This window comes from Gammaproteobacteria bacterium (assembly GCA_024235095.1).
In the GTDB taxonomy this organism is placed as follows: domain Bacteria; phylum Pseudomonadota; class Gammaproteobacteria; order Competibacterales; family Competibacteraceae; genus UBA2383.
Genome location: JACKNC010000003.1, coordinates 545710 through 565047, shown reverse-complemented (window position 1 = coordinate 565047; position 19338 = coordinate 545710). Strand labels below are relative to the sequence as shown.

General features: G+C 59.8%; 19 protein-coding genes and 3 pseudogenes. 9 read left to right on the top strand and 13 right to left on the bottom strand.

From position 1 onward, the window contains the following. The first annotated feature begins 2 nt into the window (after positions 1-2). Positions 3-782 carry a hypothetical protein gene (locus H6973_19655; GenBank protein MCP5127742.1) on the top strand — a complete coding sequence of 260 codons (780 nt, stop codon included), beginning with the start codon at positions 3-5 and terminating at the stop codon, positions 780-782. Positions 783-912: 130 nt separating this feature from the next. Here the strand turns inward: H6973_19655 and H6973_19650 are convergent. From H6973_19650 to H6973_19625, 6 genes and pseudogenes are all read right to left on the bottom strand, one after another. Continuing rightward, positions 913-3113, bottom strand: a pseudogene (locus H6973_19650) (recombinase family protein). Beyond that, on the bottom strand, positions 3097-3309 hold the full coding sequence (locus H6973_19645; GenBank protein ID MCP5127741.1) for a hypothetical protein: 213 nt from the start codon (positions 3307-3309) through the stop codon (positions 3097-3099). Before H6973_19645 ends, H6973_19650 begins: the two are co-directional and overlap by 17 nt. 254 nt (positions 3310-3563) lie before the next feature. After that, a complete protein-coding gene (locus tag H6973_19640) occupies positions 3564-3926 on the bottom strand; it encodes an ATP-binding protein (protein ID MCP5127740.1) in 363 nt (120 codons plus the stop codon). After that, a complete protein-coding gene (locus H6973_19635) occupies positions 3923-4777 on the bottom strand; it encodes a hypothetical protein (protein ID MCP5127739.1) in 855 nt (284 codons plus the stop codon). Before H6973_19635 ends, H6973_19640 begins: the two co-directional genes overlap by 4 nt. Before the next feature lie 192 nt (positions 4778-4969). Further along, the gene (locus H6973_19630) at positions 4970-5374 is read right to left on the bottom strand and encodes a hypothetical protein (protein MCP5127738.1); all 405 of its coding nucleotides are present in this window, start codon (positions 5372-5374) and stop codon (positions 4970-4972) included. Between the two features lie 143 nt (positions 5375-5517). Beyond that, positions 5518-6407, bottom strand: a pseudogene (locus H6973_19625) (IS982 family transposase). A 274-nt stretch (positions 6408-6681) separates the two neighbouring features. Here H6973_19625 and H6973_19620 point away from each other — a divergent pair. Then, the gene (locus H6973_19620; protein ID MCP5127737.1) at positions 6682-8256 is read left to right on the top strand and encodes an ATP-binding protein; all 1575 of its coding nucleotides are present in this window, start codon (positions 6682-6684) and stop codon (positions 8254-8256) included. A gap of 416 nt (positions 8257-8672) precedes the next feature. On the opposite strand, the gene H6973_19615 is transcribed toward H6973_19620, so the two are convergent. Together H6973_19615 and H6973_19610 are read right to left on the bottom strand one after the other, a co-directional pair. Then, positions 8673-9449, bottom strand: a complete 777-nt coding sequence (locus tag H6973_19615; protein MCP5127736.1) for a transposase — start codon at positions 9447-9449, stop codon at positions 8673-8675. Next, on the bottom strand, positions 9446-10009 hold the full coding sequence (locus H6973_19610) for a helix-turn-helix domain-containing protein (GenBank protein MCP5127735.1): 564 nt from the start codon (positions 10007-10009) through the stop codon (positions 9446-9448). Before H6973_19610 ends, H6973_19615 begins: the two co-directional genes overlap by 4 nt. Before the next feature lie 109 nt (positions 10010-10118). On the opposite strand from H6973_19610, the gene H6973_19605 reads away from it, so the two are divergent. Then, complete coding sequence (locus tag H6973_19605; GenBank protein ID MCP5127734.1) at positions 10119-10970, top strand: transposase; 852 nt, start codon at positions 10119-10121, stop codon at positions 10968-10970. A 189-nt stretch (positions 10971-11159) separates the two neighbouring features. Here H6973_19605 and H6973_19600 read toward each other — a convergent pair. After that, positions 11160-11363, bottom strand: a pseudogene (locus H6973_19600) (exosortase H). A gap of 231 nt (positions 11364-11594) precedes the next feature. Between H6973_19600 and H6973_19595 the strand changes: the two are divergent. The 3 genes from H6973_19595 (at position 11595) to H6973_19585 (ending at position 15031) form a co-directional block, all read left to right on the top strand. Beyond that, positions 11595-13124, top strand: a complete 1530-nt coding sequence (locus tag H6973_19595; protein MCP5127733.1) for an IS21 family transposase — start codon at positions 11595-11597, stop codon at positions 13122-13124. A 16-nt stretch (positions 13125-13140) separates the two neighbouring features. Continuing rightward, entirely contained in the window at positions 13141-13896 is a 756-nt protein-coding gene (locus H6973_19590) for an ATP-binding protein (protein MCP5127732.1), read from the top strand. Between the two features lie 247 nt (positions 13897-14143). Further along, positions 14144-15031, top strand: coding sequence for an IS982 family transposase (locus H6973_19585; GenBank protein MCP5127731.1), 888 nt, complete (start codon positions 14144-14146; stop codon positions 15029-15031). A gap of 25 nt (positions 15032-15056) precedes the next feature. Here H6973_19585 and H6973_19580 read toward each other — a convergent pair whose 3' ends face one another. The 4 genes from H6973_19580 to H6973_19565 all read right to left on the bottom strand — a co-directional run bounded on the left by H6973_19580 (position 15057) and on the right by H6973_19565 (position 17430). Then, the gene (locus tag H6973_19580; GenBank protein ID MCP5127730.1) at positions 15057-15428 is read right to left on the bottom strand and encodes a hypothetical protein; all 372 of its coding nucleotides are present in this window, start codon (positions 15426-15428) and stop codon (positions 15057-15059) included. A gap of 61 nt (positions 15429-15489) precedes the next feature. After that, positions 15490-16398 (bottom strand): hypothetical protein, encoded by a 909-nt coding sequence (locus H6973_19575; protein MCP5127729.1) that lies wholly within the window; start codon positions 16396-16398, stop codon positions 15490-15492. Further along, entirely contained in the window at positions 16352-16771 is a 420-nt protein-coding gene (gene xrtH / locus H6973_19570; GenBank protein MCP5127728.1) for an exosortase H, read from the bottom strand. Before xrtH ends, H6973_19575 begins: the two co-directional genes overlap by 47 nt. An 11-nt stretch (positions 16772-16782) precedes the next feature. Further along, entirely contained in the window at positions 16783-17430 is a 648-nt protein-coding gene (locus tag H6973_19565) for a hypothetical protein (protein MCP5127727.1), read from the bottom strand. A 78-nt stretch (positions 17431-17508) separates the two neighbouring features. Here H6973_19565 and H6973_19560 point away from each other — a divergent pair, with 78 nt between their 5' ends. From H6973_19560 to H6973_19550, 3 genes are all read left to right on the top strand, one after another. Continuing rightward, on the top strand, positions 17509-17721 hold the full coding sequence (locus H6973_19560; protein ID MCP5127726.1) for a hypothetical protein: 213 nt from the start codon (positions 17509-17511) through the stop codon (positions 17719-17721). Positions 17722-18014: 293 nt separating this feature from the next. Next, positions 18015-18956: a DMT family transporter gene (locus H6973_19555; GenBank protein MCP5127725.1), complete on the top strand. Its 942-nt coding sequence runs from the start codon at positions 18015-18017 to the stop codon at positions 18954-18956. 89 nt (positions 18957-19045) lie between these two features. Next, on the top strand, positions 19046-19282 hold the full coding sequence (locus tag H6973_19550) for a LysM peptidoglycan-binding domain-containing protein (GenBank protein MCP5127724.1): 237 nt from the start codon (positions 19046-19048) through the stop codon (positions 19280-19282). Positions 19283-19338 lie beyond the last annotated feature (56 nt).

Here is a 19338-nt window from a genome sequence, read left to right as displayed (position 1 = left end):
AATTGTGGAGTTTTGTGCATACCAAACAAGCGAATCTGCCGGGCACCAAAAGTTATCATGAAACGTATGGCGATGCGTGGGTCTGGCTCGCTTTTGCGCCGGAATGGCGGTTGGTATTGGCGTTTGTGATCGGCAAACGGACCCAAACTTATGCGGATCAATTGCTGGCACGCGTTCGACAAGTGACTGATCTACATATCCCTTTTTTTACCAGTGATCAATGGCCCGAGTATGAAAAAGCGCTGTTGATGACCTATGGGGAATGGTATCAACCGGTGCGTCGCGGTTCGCGAGGTCCTCAGCCCAAACCCCGGCGCCGACCGCTGCCCGAGATGCAGTATGCCCAAGTCATCAAAATCCGCCAGCAGGGTCGGGTCGTGAAAGTGAAGACCCATGTGGTGTTTGGCGATACCCAGACCGTGGCGGCCTACGTGCAAACTTCCCCCGTTAGCGGGGGGATCAATACCAGTTTTGTGGAGCGCGATAACCTGACCCAACGACAAAGCAACCAGCGTCTGACTCGGCGTACGATCAGATTTTCTAAAAATCTCAAATGGTTTGAGAAACAATTATGGGTTTCATTAGCCTACTATCATTTGGTGTTACCCCACCGCAGCTTGCGACAACCGCTCGTATCGCCCGAACCGACGCGCGGACACGGAACCCTGCGTCGATGGTCCCCCGGTACGCCCGCGATGGCGGCTGGCATGACCGATCATGTCTGGACCACCGCAGAATTGTTATCGGGGTTCGGGGAGCAATGGAACAGTCAACCGGCTTAAGCGGTTCGATAAAACCATCGTTTTGATGAACCTGCTGGTAGGACGCTTCCATAGGATGCAAAAGTAGAATAACTAGTACAGAAAACTGGTTTGCGAAATCAAAATTCAGTAAGAACTCGTTTCGGTTAGTTTACTGAACTTTCATTATCTGATGACTGTAATAATTTAATATAATTAATAATTTATCCTTATATCGGTTCGCTGTTCCATTGCTCCCCGGACCCCAGGTTTGAGTGTACCCATCCCGCCCGCGAGTGGGATGGGCCTGTTGGCGCAAGGACTCGAGCAGCGTGGGGTCGTCCTGGATGAGGAAATTACCATAGGGTTGCCGGCGGATCACGACCGGGGGGTTGAGGATGCCGCGCTGGATGCGCCGATAGAGCCAATTGCGGTCGACGCCCAACTCCGCGGCCAAGCCATGGACGGTCCACCACCCCTCGATCCGGCACGCCAGGCGATGTTCGTGGTAACGGCTGACCCAGTGGTGCTGCCCGCGAATTTTCAGGACGGTAGCGGGCGATACGGCCGTGCTGCGGGCGGAGCGAAACCCCTCGGTGCTGAGCACGCGGGCGATGTCGCGATCGGTGTGACCCTGTTGCCAGAGTTCGTGGGCGCGGCTGACCATCTGCGCGTAACCGGTGACGGCAGCCTGCCGATGGATCGGGGGGATCACTGTGCCTTGGGAAAAATGCCCACTGACCCAGACGATTTTCACCTGCACACGATCCGGTGCGGTTCGCGTCAGGATCACCCGCTGGATCAGGCTGCGCAGGAGTTGTTTGCGCTGCTCGGAAGTGAGCTGCTCGCTGGCCCAGAGGGCGGGTAGCGTCTGGTTGAGATGCTGCCACTGGTCGCGTAGTTCGGGCGTGACGGGGGTTCGGCCGGCGGGCGGGCGCAGCGTTCGGCGGCCTCTTGCGCCTGGCGCAACGTCAGGAGGGCTTCTTCCCATTGCCGTTCCAGTTCGGCGGCCACCAACCGGTTGTCCGGGTCCCACCGCGCCATAGCGCCGCCGCGCCAACTGCGCTTCATAGGTGGCGCGTTCGACTTGGTGCTGATGCCATTGGGCCAGCCGATCCCGTTCCTGTTGGCGCTCGGCCAGCACCGCGGCCAATACATCCAACTGCGCCGGTTGCAGGGCCTCAAAGAACGCGGCCACCACGAAGGCTTCGATGGACGCGCCCTCCAGGCAGGCGCAGCCGGCTCGGCGGCAAACTCCTCGCGCAACCCGGCACAGAGGTAGCGAACGCCGGGCCTGTACGCCACCCGCATGCGGTGGCCGCACTGACCGCAGGTGGCCAGTCCTTGCAACAACGCGGCCCCGCGCGCGCGCGTCCCGCGCCCGCAGCCGGCGGCATACCGCTGGCTGTTATCGTGCAGGCGCGCCTGATTGGCCAAGAATTGCTCCCAAGAGATATAGGCCGGATAGGCGTCGCGGATCACGGTGGGCCACTCGGCCAGGGGTTTGCGGACATGACCGGTGGCGGGACGGCCGGGTTGACGGCGGGTGGGGTCGGTCGGTCGGCGGCCGTACACGAACGCCCCGGCATAGGCGGGGTTGCCGACTATTTCGTAGATCGCCGACGCCGATGGTGGTTTCCAGAGCAGTTCACCGCCGTGTAGCCCCGGTCTGTCTGGTGCCGGGGCAACAACAAGCCGTGCTGTTTGAAGTCGCGCAGTACCCGCTGACAGGTCCCTAATTCCGTGAACCGGGTCAACACCCGCTCGATCGCTTGACGGACTGGATATCGGGGTCTTTCTGAACCCGTCCATCCGGTAATCGCACCAACCCGGTCGGCAAATGCTGGACGTAGTCCCCCGCTGGACTTTGCTCAAGCGCCCGGCATTCAAGCGTTGGTGCAACATGTGCAGTTCCGCTTCCGACAGGGTGCCTTGCAGGCCGAGCAACAAGCGATCGTTGTACAGACGGGGATCGTAGATACTTTCGGCATCGGCAATCAGCGTACCGAACAAAGCCGCTAAGTCCAATAGTTGATACCAGTCGGCGTTGTTGCGCGCCAGGCGGGATGCGTCCCAGCCGAAGATGATCCCGACCTGATCCAGGGCGACCTCAGCGGCCAACGCTTTGAAGTCATCCCGCCCCGCCGCAGTGGCCGCCGATTGGCCCAAGTCGCCGTCCAGTACCTGGATGCGTTCGGGATGCCAACCCAGCGCCTGTGCGCGCTCCACCAGGGCGCGCTGGTTGATTTGGCTGCCGACATGATCCCGCACCTGTTTGGCGCTGGACTGGCGAATGTACACCATGGCCCGGCGCTCCAGATGGTGGGGAGTGATTTTGGTCGGTCGGTGTAGCCCGTTAGATGAGGTCAGCATCGGACTGCCCTCCGACCGCGCCGCCCGGGCGCCTCATCAGCCACTGCTGGCACACATTCACCAGCAGTTGGCGAACTTGCTGTTGTTGCGGTGGCGTCAGCCGGGTCCAAACCTGGCAGGGCGCCAGGGGACCCCATGGCGCCAGATGGCAATCCTCCGGCAGAAGCTCCTGGGTGGGAACGGGTTCTCGTGGCATGGCCGACCCCCTCGAACACCTGAAGCAATTGTTGAATTGCTTCGATGGACAACGGCGTCGGGCTCAACTCGTGCGGGTTGAAGGCCAGCGTGGTGGCCGAGATCGGTACCCAGCGCTCGACCGCCGGGCGCAGCCATACCCCGCAACAGCGACCAAGGTACGGTTTGTGGGTGATCCCAATCAGCGGCAGCGTCCGTCCGCACAACGGATGGCGAGGATCGATGACCGTGACGGTGGGTTCGGAAGAAATGCTGCTACCGATCGGGGTAGTCAGTTGGTTGGGTTTTGCCGCGACCGGGTAAGCCGAAAGCCAGCACGTTCTGCGCCTGCTCGACAAACGACCCTTCACACAGCGTGGGGAGTTGGCGCCGTACCGGAATGGGGAGATGAGCCATCTGCAAGGTGGTCAGGGTTTTGTTGGCCGGCAAGCCGGATTCCTTGCGCCGCCGCTGAACCCGGCGCTGGTGGCGTTCCTCCAGTTCCAATGCCGCCAGGGTGTAGAGATAACGGGTAAAGCTCCAACCCGACCGTTCGGCCTCAATGGCAACGGTTTGCGCTTGGGCCAGCATGGTCGGCAAGTGGAGTTCGCGCAACAGATGGTCGAGTGTGTCCGTCATTGTGTCAGCCCACCGAGCAGGGCGTCGTAACTGGCCAATTCGACCGCCGGGATCGCCAAGGCCGGCACGACCGGGGTGGCCGGACGGACCAGTTCGCGCACCCGGTCCGGCTCGGGCACTTGCCCGGCTTCCAACACCCGTTCCAGGGCGGCCTGGACGTCCGCTTCCTGGGTCGAGGCGGCCAAGTGCAACAGCCGCAGGTAGGCGGCATCCCCGCGGTACCGGGATGGGCCGCTTGCAGGGCCGCGTAGGCTCGGCGAAACACCAGCGTCGGGAATAACGCTTCTCGATAGCGATAGCGAACCAAGGCGCCGGGTTTTTGCACCAGCGACCAGATTACGTGGCGGTAGTCGATGGCATGATGGGGACCGACCGATCAGCCGCGGCATCTCCTGAATCCAGGTCTGGCCGGCAAAGACCACCCAGTGGTTTTCATAGATCTGCACCCGCAGGGATTGATGCAGCAGTCGGGGCGGTACGGAATACCGATTGCCGAGCACGTTGATGGTGCTGTTTTGGCTGACCCCGACCGTGACTTCCTTAAACTCGGGGAAACGATCGACCGGGAGCGGTTTCATCACGGCAAGCTCATCCTGTAACCGGGCTTGGCGGCGGTGGTTTTCCTGCGTGAGTCCCTGCTCCAGCCACCGGTCAAAAGCCGTCTCGGCATCAAACTCACGGCTGCCCCGCCGTAGCAGGCCCTGGTTCAGAAACCGTTTGAACGCGCCGTTCTGGGCCTCCACCGTGCCATTTTGTTGTTTCTGGCCAACTGCGATGGTGCGCGGTTTCATCCCCAAGTGGGTCATCAGCTCCAGATACTCGCGGTTAAAGTCCCGCTGGCCGGTGCGCACTTGATGGGTAGCGCCGGTCGAGTTGTCGGTCTGATGCCATTCCGGTACTTTTCCCTAACCGAAATAGGGCTTCTTGAATCCCCCGTTTCAGCGCCAGCACCGACTCCGAGCGACAGCGGCAGGCCCACTGCCAGTTGGCGTAGGGCAACACCAGGTGACACAGCAACGGCGCGTACGGTGCGCCTTGCAAGGTCAGTCCCAACTCGCCGGTGTGGGTAAAATCGGTCTGCGCCGCTTCCCCGGCCGGTGTTGCTGCGGAAAGAACAGTTCGACCGCCCGGTCATCTCCATGCACCACTCGCCACTGCTGCACCCGCCGTTGCAACGTCCGGAGCTGGCCCGGCACGAACTGACCCGGGTATTTCTCCTGCAACTCCTCGAACAGGGTCCGTGCCCACAGTCCCGGCGCTTCCCTCAAACGGGCCTCAATTTCGGGCCAGACCGTCGCAAACGGATCCGACCGGGTCCGCCACTCCCGCCCAGTTTTGAGTTCTGAGGGCAACTTTCCCAACCGCTGATCCTTGGCTGCCGTCTGTCGGCAGACACCTGCTTTGGCCGCCGCTCTCCCCTGATTCCCCTGCTTACTCAGCTCTTTCATGATCATTCTCACCTGTCGGTCGGTCGTTATCACGCCTGTGCTCTCCGGCTTGCCAAAGCGCACAGCTTGCCATCAACTTACAGGTGGCCTGCCATGTTAAGGTCTAATTTCATCCATGTTAATGTGTAATTGTCACCGAGCATTCAGGCGATCAGGCCCTCAAACTGGAGGTCTGACCGACCGACTTGTCGGTTCATGAAAATACCCAAGGTGTGCGCTAAGACTTTTCGGGCGATCCGACTCGTCAAGTGCCACACATCCCGCGCCCGGATTTTCTCAAAATGGAATGGCTCGGTGAGCTGACCGATGACCGTTTCCACGAGGCGGCGGGTTCTCGTAAGCTGCTGGACAGCCCACGGGGGACGCGGATCGATCATGTTGGCCCGCAAGGGGGTTTGCAAGTCAATCCCGGTCGTGGCCAGTTCCGTCTGAAGAAAGGCGCTCAGGTAACCTTTGTCGCCGATCACCCAACCCTGAACACCTTCGGTCAAATCCCACAACGCCTCGCGTTCATCACCCGTGTAGCGGGCGTCACCGTCCACGCCGTGATGACGCCATGGATCGTGACCATCAGATGACCGTGAAGCCCGTAATAGTACTGCTTCTTTGCCGCACAATAGCTAAAATCCGCCACCGCAGGAAATAACCGACAGTGCGGGGCACGGGTCAACACACAGAGGGGCAGAGGGCAACCATCCACCAAGCGAATCGGGTCCGTCGCCGCCCCCAACTCGATCAGCAGCTGCTGATGAAGCCGCTGCTTGATCACCCACAGATTCGCCGCCTGCTGGGCAAACGTCGTCCGCGATCCGAGTTCCGGGAACCACGACGGCCAATGACGACCGAAGTACTTCCAGATGCCCACATCCGTATCCAGCCCTAAGAACTCGCCGACGACTTCCATCGTGATCACTTCACTATCATTCAGCTTGGGGGCGAAGCCTCGCGAGCGTAAGCAGTGATCCCCGAGCAGGGCATTCAGGTGTTCGTCTACCCAACAAAACACCGTGATGATAAAGTCTTCGAGCGGCATGGCGGTCTCTCCGTGCGGTTGAGGCGGTTGGTTCCTCTCAGCTTAGCTCACATCGCCATGCCGCATCCGCCTGCTCTCATCTCCCCTCGGAAAAGTCGAACATCGCGTTAAAAATAGAATTTGACTCAATTTCACCCGAAACGCTGGATTTTCATGAACCGACAACTCGGTCGGTCAGACCTCCAGTTCGAGGGTTTGATCGCCTGAAAAAAGTCGAACATCGCATAATATCGTGGCGATGACGAAGTTACCGCCCTTGTCCCGGAGAACCGCCATGCGCTTTTTCAATACCGAAGGTCCCAATGTTGCTCAAGATCATTACTGCCTGCCGCCGCTGGAGCGTTGGGACTTGGCGGAAGTTCTGACCCTCATCGAGCAGAAGAAATACTTTCTGCTGCACGCTCCTCGGCAGACCGGCAAGACCACCTGCCTGCTGGCGCTGGCCGAGTTGCTCAATCGCGAAGGTCGGTACCGGGCGGTGTATGCGAACGTCGAACCGGCTCAGGCGGCGCGGGAAGATGTGGCGCTGGCCATGACTGGTATCGTGCAAACGATTGCCGCGGAAGCCGCCTGGCAAATCCAGGATACCGCTGCTGAGGCGCTGGCGCGGGCGATCCTGGCCGATCAGGCGCCGACGGTGGCCCTGGGTCAGTTTCTGGCGCACTGGTGCGCGCAGGGAGCGTTACCCACGGTGTTGCTGCTGGACGAAGTGGACGCGCTAATTGGAGATACGCTGATTGCCTTGTTTCGACAGTTGCGCGCCGGGTATCCGAAACGGCCCACACACTTTCCGCAGACAGTCATTCTGTGCGGGGTGCGCGATTTGCGCGACTACCGGATTCACGCGAGTTCCGAAAAGGCCGTGATCACGGGCGGCAGCGCGTTCAACATCAAGGCTAAATCGCTGCGACTGGGGGATTTCAATGCCGGGGAAGTGTGCGCCTTGCTCCAGCAGCATACCGATGAGACCGGGCAAGTGTTTACGCCCGAGGCGCAGGCGGCGGTGTGGATGCTGACCCAGGGGCAACCCTGGCTAGTCAATGCCCTGGCCTATGAAGCCTGCTTTGAAATGCGCACCGGTCGCGACCGGACGCGGCCGGTTACTGGAGTGCAGATAGAGGAGGCCAAAGAGAATCTGATTTTGCGCCGGGTGACGCATCTGGATCAATTGGCCGACAAGCTGCGCGAGGAGCGGGTGCGCCGGGTGATCGAGCCGATGCTGGCCGGGCGAGCGTTGTCGGAAGTCCCGGAAGATGACCGGCAATACTTGGTGGATCTGGGCCTGCTGCGCCGGGAAGGCAGCGGCGGGCTGGTGGTCGCCAACCCAATTTACCGGGAAGTCCTGCCGCGCGCCCTGGCCGGCGGGCCGCAGGATTCGTTACCGCACATTACCCCGACCTGGCTGAATCTGGACGGAAGTTTAAACCTGGTACAGTTGCTGGATGCCTTCCTCGCGTTCTGGCGACAACACGGCCAGCCGTTGCTGGGCAGCGCCCCCTATCACGAGATTGCGCCGCATCTGGTGTTAATGGCCTTCCTGCATCGCGTAGTCAATGGCGAAGGGACGCTGGAACGGGAATACGCTATCGGGTCGGGTCGGATGGATTTGTGCCTGCGCTATGGGACGGTGACCCTGGGCATCGAGTTGAAGGTATGGCGGGAGAGCGAACCCGATCCGCTGAACGAGGGCTTGGCGCAACTGGACGGCTATCTGGCCGGGTTGGGACTGGACAGCGGCTGGCTGGTGATTTTCGATCGCCGCCCCGGCCAACCGCCCATTCGCGAACGCACGTCCAGTACAGAACAGCGTAGTCCCCAGGCCCGCCGCATCACCGTGGTGCGCGCCTGACGCCGCCCCCTCCCTCCATCGGGTTTACAAGGGTAGGTTTTTATAAAAGGTTAAGCGAGACATAGTGTTGTAGTAAAGTAGTTGATAAGGAACTCGCCGGGTTACCGGAGAAACCATCATGTCTTGCTCACCTGAATGATATCAGTGGCATCAACAAATCGCCGCGCACTTTCCAAACCTGAGTCAACCGGTGGTCATGGGGTTGGCGCTCTGGAGTTTGGGAATGTTGATCGTACGTTCGTGTAGTTTGACCGCGATTGCGGATGGGTGGTCATCGCAAGGGGGCCAATCGTTCAATACGGTCCGCGAAGGTTGCGTGACGCCTACCGAGAAGCCTCGGCGAAAGCCGGTACGCACCGGCAGCCACTGGACGTGGCGACCTGTTGGAGGCCGTGGCTCCATTGGGTGCTAGTGGGTCATTTGCCTTGCTCATGGTCATTGATAGCTGCCCCTGGATGCGAAATAGGCCGGCAAGAGACGGCTCCTGAGCCACCGAGACCATAGCGCCGTTCTCGTGCCCGTTGGCGACGGATCGCCCGCTTACCGCCCCAAATGAAAGGGGTTGGATGGGCATTCCAGCCGCGCGCGACCGCTTCCAACCAGGCCATCAATTGCGCGGGGTTTTCCGGATGTTGCCCCGCCAAGGCGCGACCCACCAGAATCCGCTGGATGGACTCGGCCCTATTCAACCCGCTCCCGCTAATCGGTGTGTACAGCGGCATGATGCCGTTCGCCATCAGCCAACACACGAAAGTAGCGGTCTTGTGGCCCGCCAAATTATCGAAAATCAGCAACATCCGTAAGGGGGGCAACTCCTTCAGCAACGTGAAACGAACCGATAGCCCCGCTTGCCAGCGTACCCAGGCCGCACGATTCGTTGCGGCATCGGGAATCTTATCCAGGGGCGGCAAAGTAGCGAGGATCGTCGTTAATTCCTTCTGTAACCAAGGATGTAGCACCGTGTTGGGGGTGTGCGTGACGCCTTTGACCCGCACCGCCCCCGTTGCGGGATGAAACAAGGTTAACAACTTAACGGTCCCACCCCGAACATACTCATGCGGGTAGCGAGCGGGTTCACCGATGAGTTGCCAACGGGCGCCGGGTTGCGGAATCGCTTGATACGGCCCGGCTTCATCGGCACACCAGACCACCAATCCCCAGTGGCTTCCCTCCCGGTAAGCTTGCTCGATCAGTTTTTTTTAGCCTCGGTATCGGGATCGGTCACCGTGACCACGACGGTCTGACCGTCTTTCTTTCGTGGTCGCTGGGCCGTACCTGTGTCACACCACGACCGATGCTTTTGCCAACTCAAGCCCGCATCGACCAAGACGCGCCAGATCGTATACGTACTGACCTGAGCCAACCCCTGCCGGCGTAATGCCCGTTGCAAGGTCGCCAGGGACCACACCCCCGTCCCATCCTGTTCCCGATCCGGGGGCCGACGCGCTTTCGCCAGAATTCGTTCGCGTTCCACTGGCGTATAATCGCACGGGTGGCCCCCTCCATGTCGAGGGACCACCGCCCCCAAACCTTCGACATTGAAGCGTGCTACCAAGGCCGCCACGGCATCGCCCGATTGGCGACCCGCTGCCCGTGCCGCATCCGTGTAGTTGCTGCCATCTGCGACCGCCAGTACGGCTTTGGCACGGGCTACTGGGCTGGCCGCAAGGGCTTGCCCTCGACTCCAATGCATCAGTTGCTCACGCTCTTCTTCCAGGAGCGGGCGTAGCGGGTTCTTAGGAATACGGGACATGGCCACCTCCTTCTTTGCTATCGACTCATACCTTACTCCCTCTTAATCATCAATGGCGATAAGCAAGGCAAATGACCCACTAGAAGGCTGGGTCAGGACGCAGTTGGCTGTGGCCCTGGATGCGACGACGCTGGGTGCTCAGTTCGTTATCTTGACGATCAGTGTGGTGTATCGTGGATGTGTGATGCCGATCCTGTGGAAGATCCTCACAGCGGGCGTGAAACCTCCCTGGAAACCGGAGTGGGAGGGGTTGTTGAAGGCGTTGCGCGGACGCCTCCCGGCGACCTGGACCGTGATCGTCCTCGCGGATCGCGGTTTATACGCGAAGTGGTTGTTCGAGGCGATAACCTCGCTCGGCGGGCATCCGATGCTGCGAGTCAATGCGAACGGCGCCGTTCGCCCGGAAGGGGGGTATCACCGACGCGCCTTTCGCGCCTTCGTCCCGGCCGTGGGCCGGCACTGGGCCCGTCGTGGGACCGCCTTTCACACCCGGAAAACCCGCTTGGCCTGCACCCGCTTGGCCCGCTGGGAGGCCGGGCATGCCGACCCGTGGTTGATTTTGACCGATGTCCCCCCGCAAGCGGCCGATGCCTGTTGGTACGGGTTACGCGCTTGGATCGAGCAGGGGTTCAAAAAAATCAAGCGGGGCGGTTGGCAATGGCAATACACCCGCATGACCGATCCTGATCGGGCCGAACGGTTGTGGGTAGCGATCGCGATCGCGACGTGGTGGCTCCTGGCGGTCGGTGGCGAAGCCGAAGCGGCGATCCCCGCCACCACGTTTCCTCCCGTGCCGGCTTCACCGCGCCGTCAAGGTCACAGCTGGCGGTGGGTCGGGGTTTTTCGGCATGGCTGGGCGTTAATTATCGCCGCGATGTTCAATCATCAGCCGCTCCCCATCGGTCACGGTTGCCCTGAACCTTGGCCAGCGCTCCTGATAACCACCGATGATTTCTCGTGACCACCGCCAGAACAGGAGACATGAAAAAACCTACCCTTGTAAGGTACCCAAATCCCTTCGTCAGCACGAAGTGGGTCCAGCCGACAATCGGCATCAGCAACACCGGGGCCAGCAGGCACCAGAGCGCAAACGCCGGCGGTAACCACAACAGTGTGCGCATCAGAAAGCAGTCGATGGGTTGACGCAGGATCATGGCGTCGCTGGACTGGAAGCGGGCGAGTCGGAGGTAGGCGGCCCGAGGGGCAACAGCCGCACCCAGAACAGATAAACGATCAGGCCATCGAGCATGATCAACGCCTGCCACAAGTAGAGATGCGCCTATTCGAACCAGACCGGGTTTCACTGCAACAGATAAAACAGGCTGATGATGCGGAGCAGATTCAGGGTTTGAATCCAGCGTTTCGGGTGAAATTGATGCGTATTTCACGGGATGACGGCAGGTCGTTTCACGGGATGACGGCAGGTCGTTTCACGGGATGACGGCAGGTCGTTTCACGGAAGGCGGCAGGCCATTACACGGAAGGCGGCGGGTTGTTTCGCCAATGAGCAGCGACGCAGGTTAACAACTTGTAGGCTGGTTCCTTTTTTTCCGAGGAGGAACTCATGCCGACTGAGAGGTTATCCATGCGCAAGATTCAAGAAGTGCTTCGTTTGCAGGCGGCGGGCCATAGCCAACCACAAATTGCCCGGAGTTGCGGGATCGGCCGTAGCACGGTCGGAGAGTATCTGCAACGCGCCCGACGAGCGGGCCTGGGTTGGCCCCTGCCCAAGGGCATGATGGCCGATGAATTGGAACGACGGTTGTTTCCGCCGCGCCCCGCCGCTGGGTCTGCGGATCGCGGAAAACCGGATTGGGCCACCGTCCACCAGGAATTACGCCGCCCCGGCGTCACCTTGTGGCTCTTGTGGGAAGAGTACAAAGCCACGCATCCCCAGGGCTATCAATACACCTGGTTCTGCCAGCAGTATCGGGCTTGGGTGGCGCATACCGATGTGGTGATGCGCCAGACCCATCGGGCCGGTGAGAAGGTGTTTGTGGACTACGCCGGTCCCACCGTGCCCATCGTGGACCGCATCACGGGTGAACTCCGCCAGGCCCAAGTGTTTGTTGCGGTGCTGGGCGCCAGCAATTACACCTATGTGGAGGCGACCTGGACCCAAGGACTGGATGACTGGCTCATGGCGCATGTCCGGGCCTTTGCATTTTTCGGCGGTGTCCCGGAAATTGTGGTTCCAGATAATTTGAAAACCGGCGTCCAGACGCCGCACCGCTATGAGCCCGACCTCAACCCCAGTTATCTGGAGTTAGCCGCCCATTATGGCGTCGCGGTGATCCCCGCGCGTGTCCGAAAACCGCGTGATAAAGCCAAAGCGGAAAGTGGCGTGCTCGTGGTGGAACGCTGGATTCTGGCCCGCTTGCGCCATCGGACTCTGTTCAGTCTCGACGAACTCAACACGGTCATCCGCGAACTGCGCGACGCCCTCAATCAGCGCGCCTTCAAAAAACTCCCCGGTTCCCGTCAGCATTGGTTTGCAACGCTGGAACAACCGGCGTTGCGTCCCTTACCGGCCGAACCCTACGTGTTCGCGCAATGGAAAAAAGCGCGCGTCAACATTGACTATCACATTGACATCGAGCGCCATTACTATTCGGTCCCCTACCTCCTGGTGCGCCAGGAAGTGGAGGTGCGCCTGACCGCCACCACGGTCGAGGTCTTCCATCAACGTCAGCGGGTGGCTTGTCATCGCCGCCATCCGCAGCCTGGTCGCCATACCACCGTAACCGCCCACATGCCCAAAGCCCATCGGGAGTACGCCGAATGGACGCCCGAACGGTTAGTGCGCTGGGCTCACCAGACCGGCCCCCACACGGCGACTCTAGTGGAACGTATCCTGGCCACGCGGCCCCATCCTCAGCAGGGCTACCGCTCGTGCTTGGGCATCTTGCGTCTGGGCAAAGCCTATGGCGCCGACCGCTTGGAGGCCGCCTGTCAGCGCGCGTTAGCCATTGGGGGACTGAGTTACAAGAGCATCGAGTCGATTCTCAAGCATGGCCTGGACCAGCAACGCCTCCCGGATGCGGGGACTTCGCCACCGCCCATCCCTTCGACCGCGACCCACGCGAACGTGCGCGGCGCACGCTATTACCAATAACCCAGGAGCCTCCGCCATGCTGAAACAACCCCTTCTCGATCAACTGCACACCTTGAAACTCAGCGGCATGCGTCAGGCCTTGCACGAGCAACTCCAGATGCCCGATAGCGATCAGCTCAGCTTTACGGATCGCTTGAGTCTCCTGGTTGATCGCGAACTGACCGAACGCGCGAATCGTCGCCTCCAGTACCGCTTACAGCAAGCCCGTTTGCCCCAGCAAGCCTGCCGGGAAGACCTGGATTACCAACATCCCCGGGGCCTGGATAAAACCCTCATCCAGCATCTGCTCGGTGAACGCTGGCTTGTGGAGCATCTCAACTGCCTGATTACCGGCCCCACCGGCGTGGGGAAAACATGGATTGCTTGTGCCTTGGCTCAGCATGCGTGTCGTCTGGGCTATACCGCGCGCTATGTCCGTTTGCCCCGCTTGCTCCCTGAACTGGCGTTGGCCCGCGCCGATGGCCGCTATCCCAAGCTGCTACGCGAGTACGCTAAAGCACACGTGTTGGTCATCGATGACTGGGGCTTAACACCGCTCACCAGCGAGGGCCGCCGTGATCTTCTGGAAATCCTCGATGACCGGCATCACCGTCAATCCACCCTCGTGACCAGCCAGTTGCCCGTGGCAAGCTGGCACGCCTATCTGGACGAACCCACTCTGGCTGATGCCCTCCTCGATCGGCTCGTCCATAACGCCTACACCCTCAACCTGACCGGAGAATCCTTACGAAAACGTAAAACCCCCTTGACGAACTCCATCACGGAACAGTAAACACTCATCCACTGCGTCGCTGCGCTCCGACCGAGTGAAATACGCTGCCGCCTTCGACTGAACTCGCCGGCCGTCATCCCGTGAAATGGATGGCCGGCATCAGTGAAATACGCAGAAATTGAGTCAAATTCTATTTTTAACGCGATGTTCGACTTTTCCGAGGGGAGATGAGAGCAGGCGGATGCGGCATGGCGATGTGAGCTAAGCTGAGAGGAACCAACCGCCTCAACCGCACGGAGAGACCGCCATGCCGCTCGAAGACTTTATCATCACGGTGTTTTGTTGGGTAGACGAACACCTGAATGCCCTGCTCGGGGATCACTGCTTACGCTCGCGAGGCTTCGCCCCCAAGCTGAATGATAGTGAAGTGATCACGATGGAAGTCGTCGGCGAGTTCTTAGGGCTGGATACGGATGTGGGCATCTGGAAGTACTTCGGTCGTCATTGGCCGTCGTGGTTCCCGGAACTCGGATCGCGGACGACGTTTGCCCAGCAGGCGGCGAATCTGTGGGTGATCAAGCAGCGGCTTCATCAGCAGCTGCTGATCGAGTTGGGGGCGGCGACGGACCCGATTCGCTTGGTGGATGGTTGCCCTCTGCCCCTCTGTGTGTTGACCCGTGCCCCGCACTGTCGGTTATTTCCTGCGGTGGCGGATTTTGGCTATTGTGCGGCAAAGAAGCAGTACTATTACGGGCTTCACGGTCATCTGATGGTCACGATCCATGGCGTCATCACGGCGTGGACGGTGACGCCCGCTACGGGTGATGAACGCGAGGCGTTGTGGGATTTGACCGAAGGTGTTCAGGGTTGGGTGATCGGCGACAAAGGTTACCTGAGCGCCTTTCTTCAGACGGAACTGGCCACGACCGGGATTGACTTGCAAACCCCCTTGCGGGCCAACATGATCGATCCGCGTCCCCCGTGGGCTGTCCAGCAGCTTACGAGAACCCGCCGCCTCGTGGAAACGGTCATCGGTCAGCTCACCGAGCCATTCCATTTTGAGAAAATCCGGGCGCGGGATGTGTGGCACTTGACGAGTCGGATCGCCCGAAAAGTCTTAGCGCACACCTTGGGTATTTTCATGAACCGACAAGTCGGTCGGTCAGACCTCCAGTTTGAGGGCCTGATCGCCTGAAAGTCGAACATCGCGTATTTTTTAACTATTCGCTGTACACCCGCTCATGCAGGTTGTTTGAAACCGATGCGATGGTTTCCTCCGGTCTCTGAGCGGTCTCCAAGCCCGCGAAACGATAGTAGGCATCAAGCCGATCATCATCGACCTGTGCCCGGTTGCCGGATCGGCCTCGAAGGAGTTCTCGCGCTGATGTGGCCGTGAGATCCAAGATGTTTCGTTTGAACCACATCGCTCCGTGAGCCGCGAGTTCAACATCGAGATGACTCAGGAGCAACAGGGACGACTCCACGTCATCCTCGAAGTCCACGCCACTGTTACGCCATTTCGCCTTGGCCGTGCCATGCAGGCGGTTATCGTTGGGCGAGAGGTGCTGATGCACCGGGGCCGGATACGACACATGCTTGGCGAATCCGAGCGATTCGAGCGCCGTCACACCCCCTGGAAAGAAGGACTTCCCGTTATCGGTGAAGACGACAACATTGGGCGGGAGGGGGTAGAGGGCAAAGAAACGGCGTAGAAGTTCGGCGCTCTCGCTGGCATAGAGGCGGGTTTCGTTCTTCTCGGCATCCAATATAAAGGATGCGTTTCGCATCGATACCGAAGCGGACGAGCGCATTGACCAGTTTCTCCCGCGCTTGGATCCACGTCTGGCGTCCGTCCCGATCGAGCCGAAATTTCCCATTGAACGTGAAGAGGGCCGGCGGTGTCCGATTGACACCGTCGGACCAGACCACGGTGACGATGCAGTTCGTGAATCCAGCGATCGCCGTGCTGGATTTCGGCTGAGCGCCACCTGCAGGCGCATAGGTCACGCGCCGATCCGGGCGGTGGCCCGTGAACGTGAAGTCAACGCTGGCCAGGAGCCCTTTCAAGTCTCGCGCACGCTGTCGCTCCCGCTTCCACTCCAACATCCTCTTCGCCAGTGCCTCGACATCTACTGTGAAGCCCCGGGTCTTGGTCTGCGAAACCGTTGAACTGAAACCGAGGCTATGCAGGTAATCATGCGCCGTCGTCTGCGCCAGCTCAACCCCAAAGGCTAACGCACAACACTTCGCGAACGAAGCGAGCGAGACGACCTGGTTCGCGTCGTTCTGAGACAGCACCCAACCGGCGGCAATCTCGCACTGTTCGTCATCCAGAAGCGGCGGCGCTCCGCTCGCCTTCTCCGCCGTGAAAACCCGGCCCCTCACCGCATGGGTATGCACCCAGCGGTCCAAAGACAACTTGGGCACGATGATCCCTGCGTCAACGAGAACATCACGAAAAACCAAGCGCGAGATCCCGCGCCTCTCCAGCGGGCCGACAAGACGTGCAACAAGATCACGCTGGTTCGTAGACAGCTCTGTTGATGGGTACTTGCGCTTCATTGCACATAGGGGACTCTTCCAGCGAAAACCATAAACTCAATTTTAGCCGAAACGCTGGAATGGCTGCAAAACCCAGCCCGGCGCTAATGAGTCGATATTTCCAGGATGCCGGTGTGGCCACCATGGCGGCGATGACGCAGATCAGCGCCTCGACGCCATTGCAGCCCGGCTGAATGTTGACCGCTGCCCCGGTTGCTGTATCGCGCAAGACCATGCCCTGCGCCTCAACAGAGGGATCGAAAATTTGAAGCACCATCGCGCTGACGTGGGCGATGGCCGTGGTCAACGGCTGGATCACATGGGTTTGCACCGGCCCCATCAACTCGATGGTGAAGAGACCGAGCAAAACCAGGGCAAAAATCAAAAGTGGCATTAGCGTGATGTCTACTCGCGGAAATGCTTGACTTCCATCGCCGCCATGCCGGGGTCAGACACATAAAAATAGGTCTTGCCCTCGAACATGAACTGAGTTTCGCCCTCGACGGTGTTGAAAGTCGCTGGCATGACCTTCATGCCCTCGAATTCCAGGCCGATGCGGTTGCCATGCCGCCAGTGCAGGGTGATCTTCTGATCGGGGTAATGGAGTACCGTCTTGCCCGGACCGCCCGGCGCAGCGCCATTAACCTTGCATTTGTAGCGGTAAGGCTTGCCGTCGACGATTGCGCCACACACGGTGGCAAAGTGTTGTTTTTCATGCGCGCCCGGTTCATTTTTGGGTTCTTCAGTAGCGGATGCGTCGTTCTGGCAATCGAAATCCGGCGCGGTGACCAGAGACTGATAACGACCTTCAGCGGTGCGCACGATAATGCATTGCCCGCTGCGTTCCTGCCGATAGCGTGTGTAGCTGTCGCTGCCGGATTTTTCGCCCTTGACGAACGTATAACCCCGTTCCTGAAGAGCCATTTCCCCGCTGCTGCCGCGCGCGCCCACCAGGTCTTGCAAATCGGGCGCAGGATCCTGGGCGTAAGCAGGTGTGGCGATGAACAGGGCGGTCAGCGCGCCCAGGGCAGGTGCGATAATACGGTACGGCATGATGAACTCCTTAAAGAAGTATGAAGAAATGCCCTTCAATCAATAATGAGGAGCAATCCATTGGCACGGATATAATTTATCATCGCCTATACGATCACTCCAGCCACTGGCGATGAACGTGAGGCGCTGTGGGATTTGACCGAGGGCGTTCAGGGCCTGGCCATTGGCGACAAGGGCTATATCAGCGCTTTTCTCCAGGCAGAATTGGCTACCACCGGCATCGATCTGCAAACGCCGTTGCGGGCCAGTTTCATTTTGAAAAAATCCGGGCACGCGATGTTTGGCATCTGACGAGCCAGGTCGCCCGAAAAGTCTTGGCGCACACCCTGGGTATTTTCATGAACCGACAACTCGGTCGGTCAGACCTCCAGTTCGAGGGTTTGATCGCCTGAAAAAAGTCGAACATCGCGTAAAGCGCACAACGATGAATTGATCGGCAGCCACCGTTTGCAGGGCGTTATCGATGGAACGGACTGCCAGTCGACAAGCAGCCTCGTAACGCCAGCGCGGTGCTTTGCGAGCAGCCGTTTCCTTGCTGGAAATATTATGATGATAGCGACTCTCAAATAGAAGGGAACGACCTGATGACCGGAAAAAATTCAATCCCGCCGACGGTGGCCAGCAGTCCGTCAAATGCCCGTCCCGGCCTGGACCGAATTGGTTTGTTATGCGCCGTGCTGGCGGCGATCGGCTTTTCTTTCAAGGCGATTCTGGTCAAGCTGGCCTATCAGTACGGGGTCGATGCGGAAACCCTGCTGGCTTTGCGCATGACGCTCAGCCTGCCCTTCTTCATCGGCCTGGCTTGGATGAGCGCCCGCCAGGCGGCCAACCGGTTAACCTTGCGCGATGGGTTCTGGCTGTTCGGACTCGGGCTGTTCGGCTACTACCTGGCCAGCTACCTGGATTTCCTGGGTCTGCGCTTCATCAGCGCCGCGCTGGAACGATTGATCTTGTTCGTTTATCCGACGCTGGTGGTCCTGCTTGGGGCCTTGTTCCTTGGTCAATCGCTCACCCGTCGGACACTGAGCGCACTGGCGCTGTGTTATGTTGGCATCGCCTTCGCCATCGCGCATGATCTGCGGCTCACAGGCGCTGCTCAGGAACTTGCGCTTGGCAGCGCTCTGGTGTTTGGCAGCGCCTTGTCCTACGCCCTCTATCTATTGGGCAATGGCATGATCGTGGGCCGGTTGGGAACCGTGCGGGTAACCGCGTTCGCCTCAATAGTGGCCTGCGTGCTGGCGATCGGCCAATTTCTACTGTTACGCCCAACAACTGCATGGATTCAGCCTGAACCGGTCTATGCGCTGGCGCTGGCCATGGCTCTATTCTCCACGGTGTTGCCGGTGTGGGCGGTGTCAGAGGCGATTCGCCGCCTGGGGGCAGGGCCGGTGGCTCTGACCGGCAGTCTGGGACCGATTGTGACCTTGCTGTTAGCGTGGCTGCTGCTCGATGAAACTCTGGGCCTCGCACAATTAACAGGCGCAGTGCTAGTGATTAGCGGAGTCATGGTCATGACGCGCCGTTAGGGACTCAAAGTCGCCGTCACCCAAATGTCTATGCGCGCTTGCCCCTGGCGTTCTCCAAACAGCTGTGGACAGTGGAAAAGGCAGTGTTGATGGCAGATAATGTGCGAGGCATGAAGGCTGTTTCCGCAGCGGGGATGACCGCGCCGCCCCAAACCGGCAAGGTCGAGTATTACGAGATTCAGACGGGTGATACATTGTCGGCCATCGTCAGGCAATTCCTCGGCCAGGCAGCGGCCCATCCAAAGATTTTCGAGGCCCACCGCGAAGTCATCAAGGATCCGGATTTGATTTATTCCGGCCAGAAGATTCGCATCCCCGTTAGCTGAATACGTCGCTATTCAGCGCCAACCCTGGATTTGGGTTATCGCCCGCCCGCAGGCGG

What these genes read in the sequence shown, in the direction of transcription:
- H6973_19595 (MCP5127733.1), top strand. Translation starts at nt 11,595, where the DNA reads ATGCGCAAGATTCAAGAAGTGCTTCGTTTGCAGGCGGCGGGCCATAGC.
- H6973_19590 (MCP5127732.1), top strand. Translation starts at nt 13,141, where the DNA reads ATGCTGAAACAACCCCTTCTCGATCAACTGCACACCTTGAAACTCAGC.
- H6973_19555 (MCP5127725.1), top strand. Translation starts at nt 18,015, where the DNA reads ATGACCGGAAAAAATTCAATCCCGCCGACGGTGGCCAGCAGTCCGTCA.
- H6973_19645 (MCP5127741.1), bottom strand. Translation starts at nt 3,309, where the DNA reads ATGCCACGAGAACCCGTTCCCACCCAGGAGCTTCTGCCGGAGGATTGC.
- H6973_19575 (MCP5127729.1), bottom strand. Translation starts at nt 16,398, where the DNA reads ATGAAGCGCAAGTACCCATCAACAGAGCTGTCTACGAACCAGCGTGAT.
- H6973_19565 (MCP5127727.1), bottom strand. Translation starts at nt 17,430, where the DNA reads ATGCCGTACCGTATTATCGCACCTGCCCTGGGCGCGCTGACCGCCCTG.
- xrtH (MCP5127728.1), bottom strand. Translation starts at nt 16,771, where the DNA reads ATGCCACTTTTGATTTTTGCCCTGGTTTTGCTCGGTCTCTTCACCATC.
- H6973_19640 (MCP5127740.1), bottom strand. Translation starts at nt 3,926, where the DNA reads ATGACGGACACACTCGACCATCTGTTGCGCGAACTCCACTTGCCGACC.
- H6973_19630 (MCP5127738.1), bottom strand. Translation starts at nt 5,374, where the DNA reads ATGAAAGAGCTGAGTAAGCAGGGGAATCAGGGGAGAGCGGCGGCCAAA.
- H6973_19550 (MCP5127724.1), top strand. Translation starts at nt 19,046, where the DNA reads ATGGCAGATAATGTGCGAGGCATGAAGGCTGTTTCCGCAGCGGGGATG.
- H6973_19585 (MCP5127731.1), top strand. Translation starts at nt 14,144, where the DNA reads ATGCCGCTCGAAGACTTTATCATCACGGTGTTTTGTTGGGTAGACGAA.
- H6973_19620 (MCP5127737.1), top strand. Translation starts at nt 6,682, where the DNA reads ATGCGCTTTTTCAATACCGAAGGTCCCAATGTTGCTCAAGATCATTAC.
- H6973_19610 (MCP5127735.1), bottom strand. Translation starts at nt 10,009, where the DNA reads ATGTCCCGTATTCCTAAGAACCCGCTACGCCCGCTCCTGGAAGAAGAG.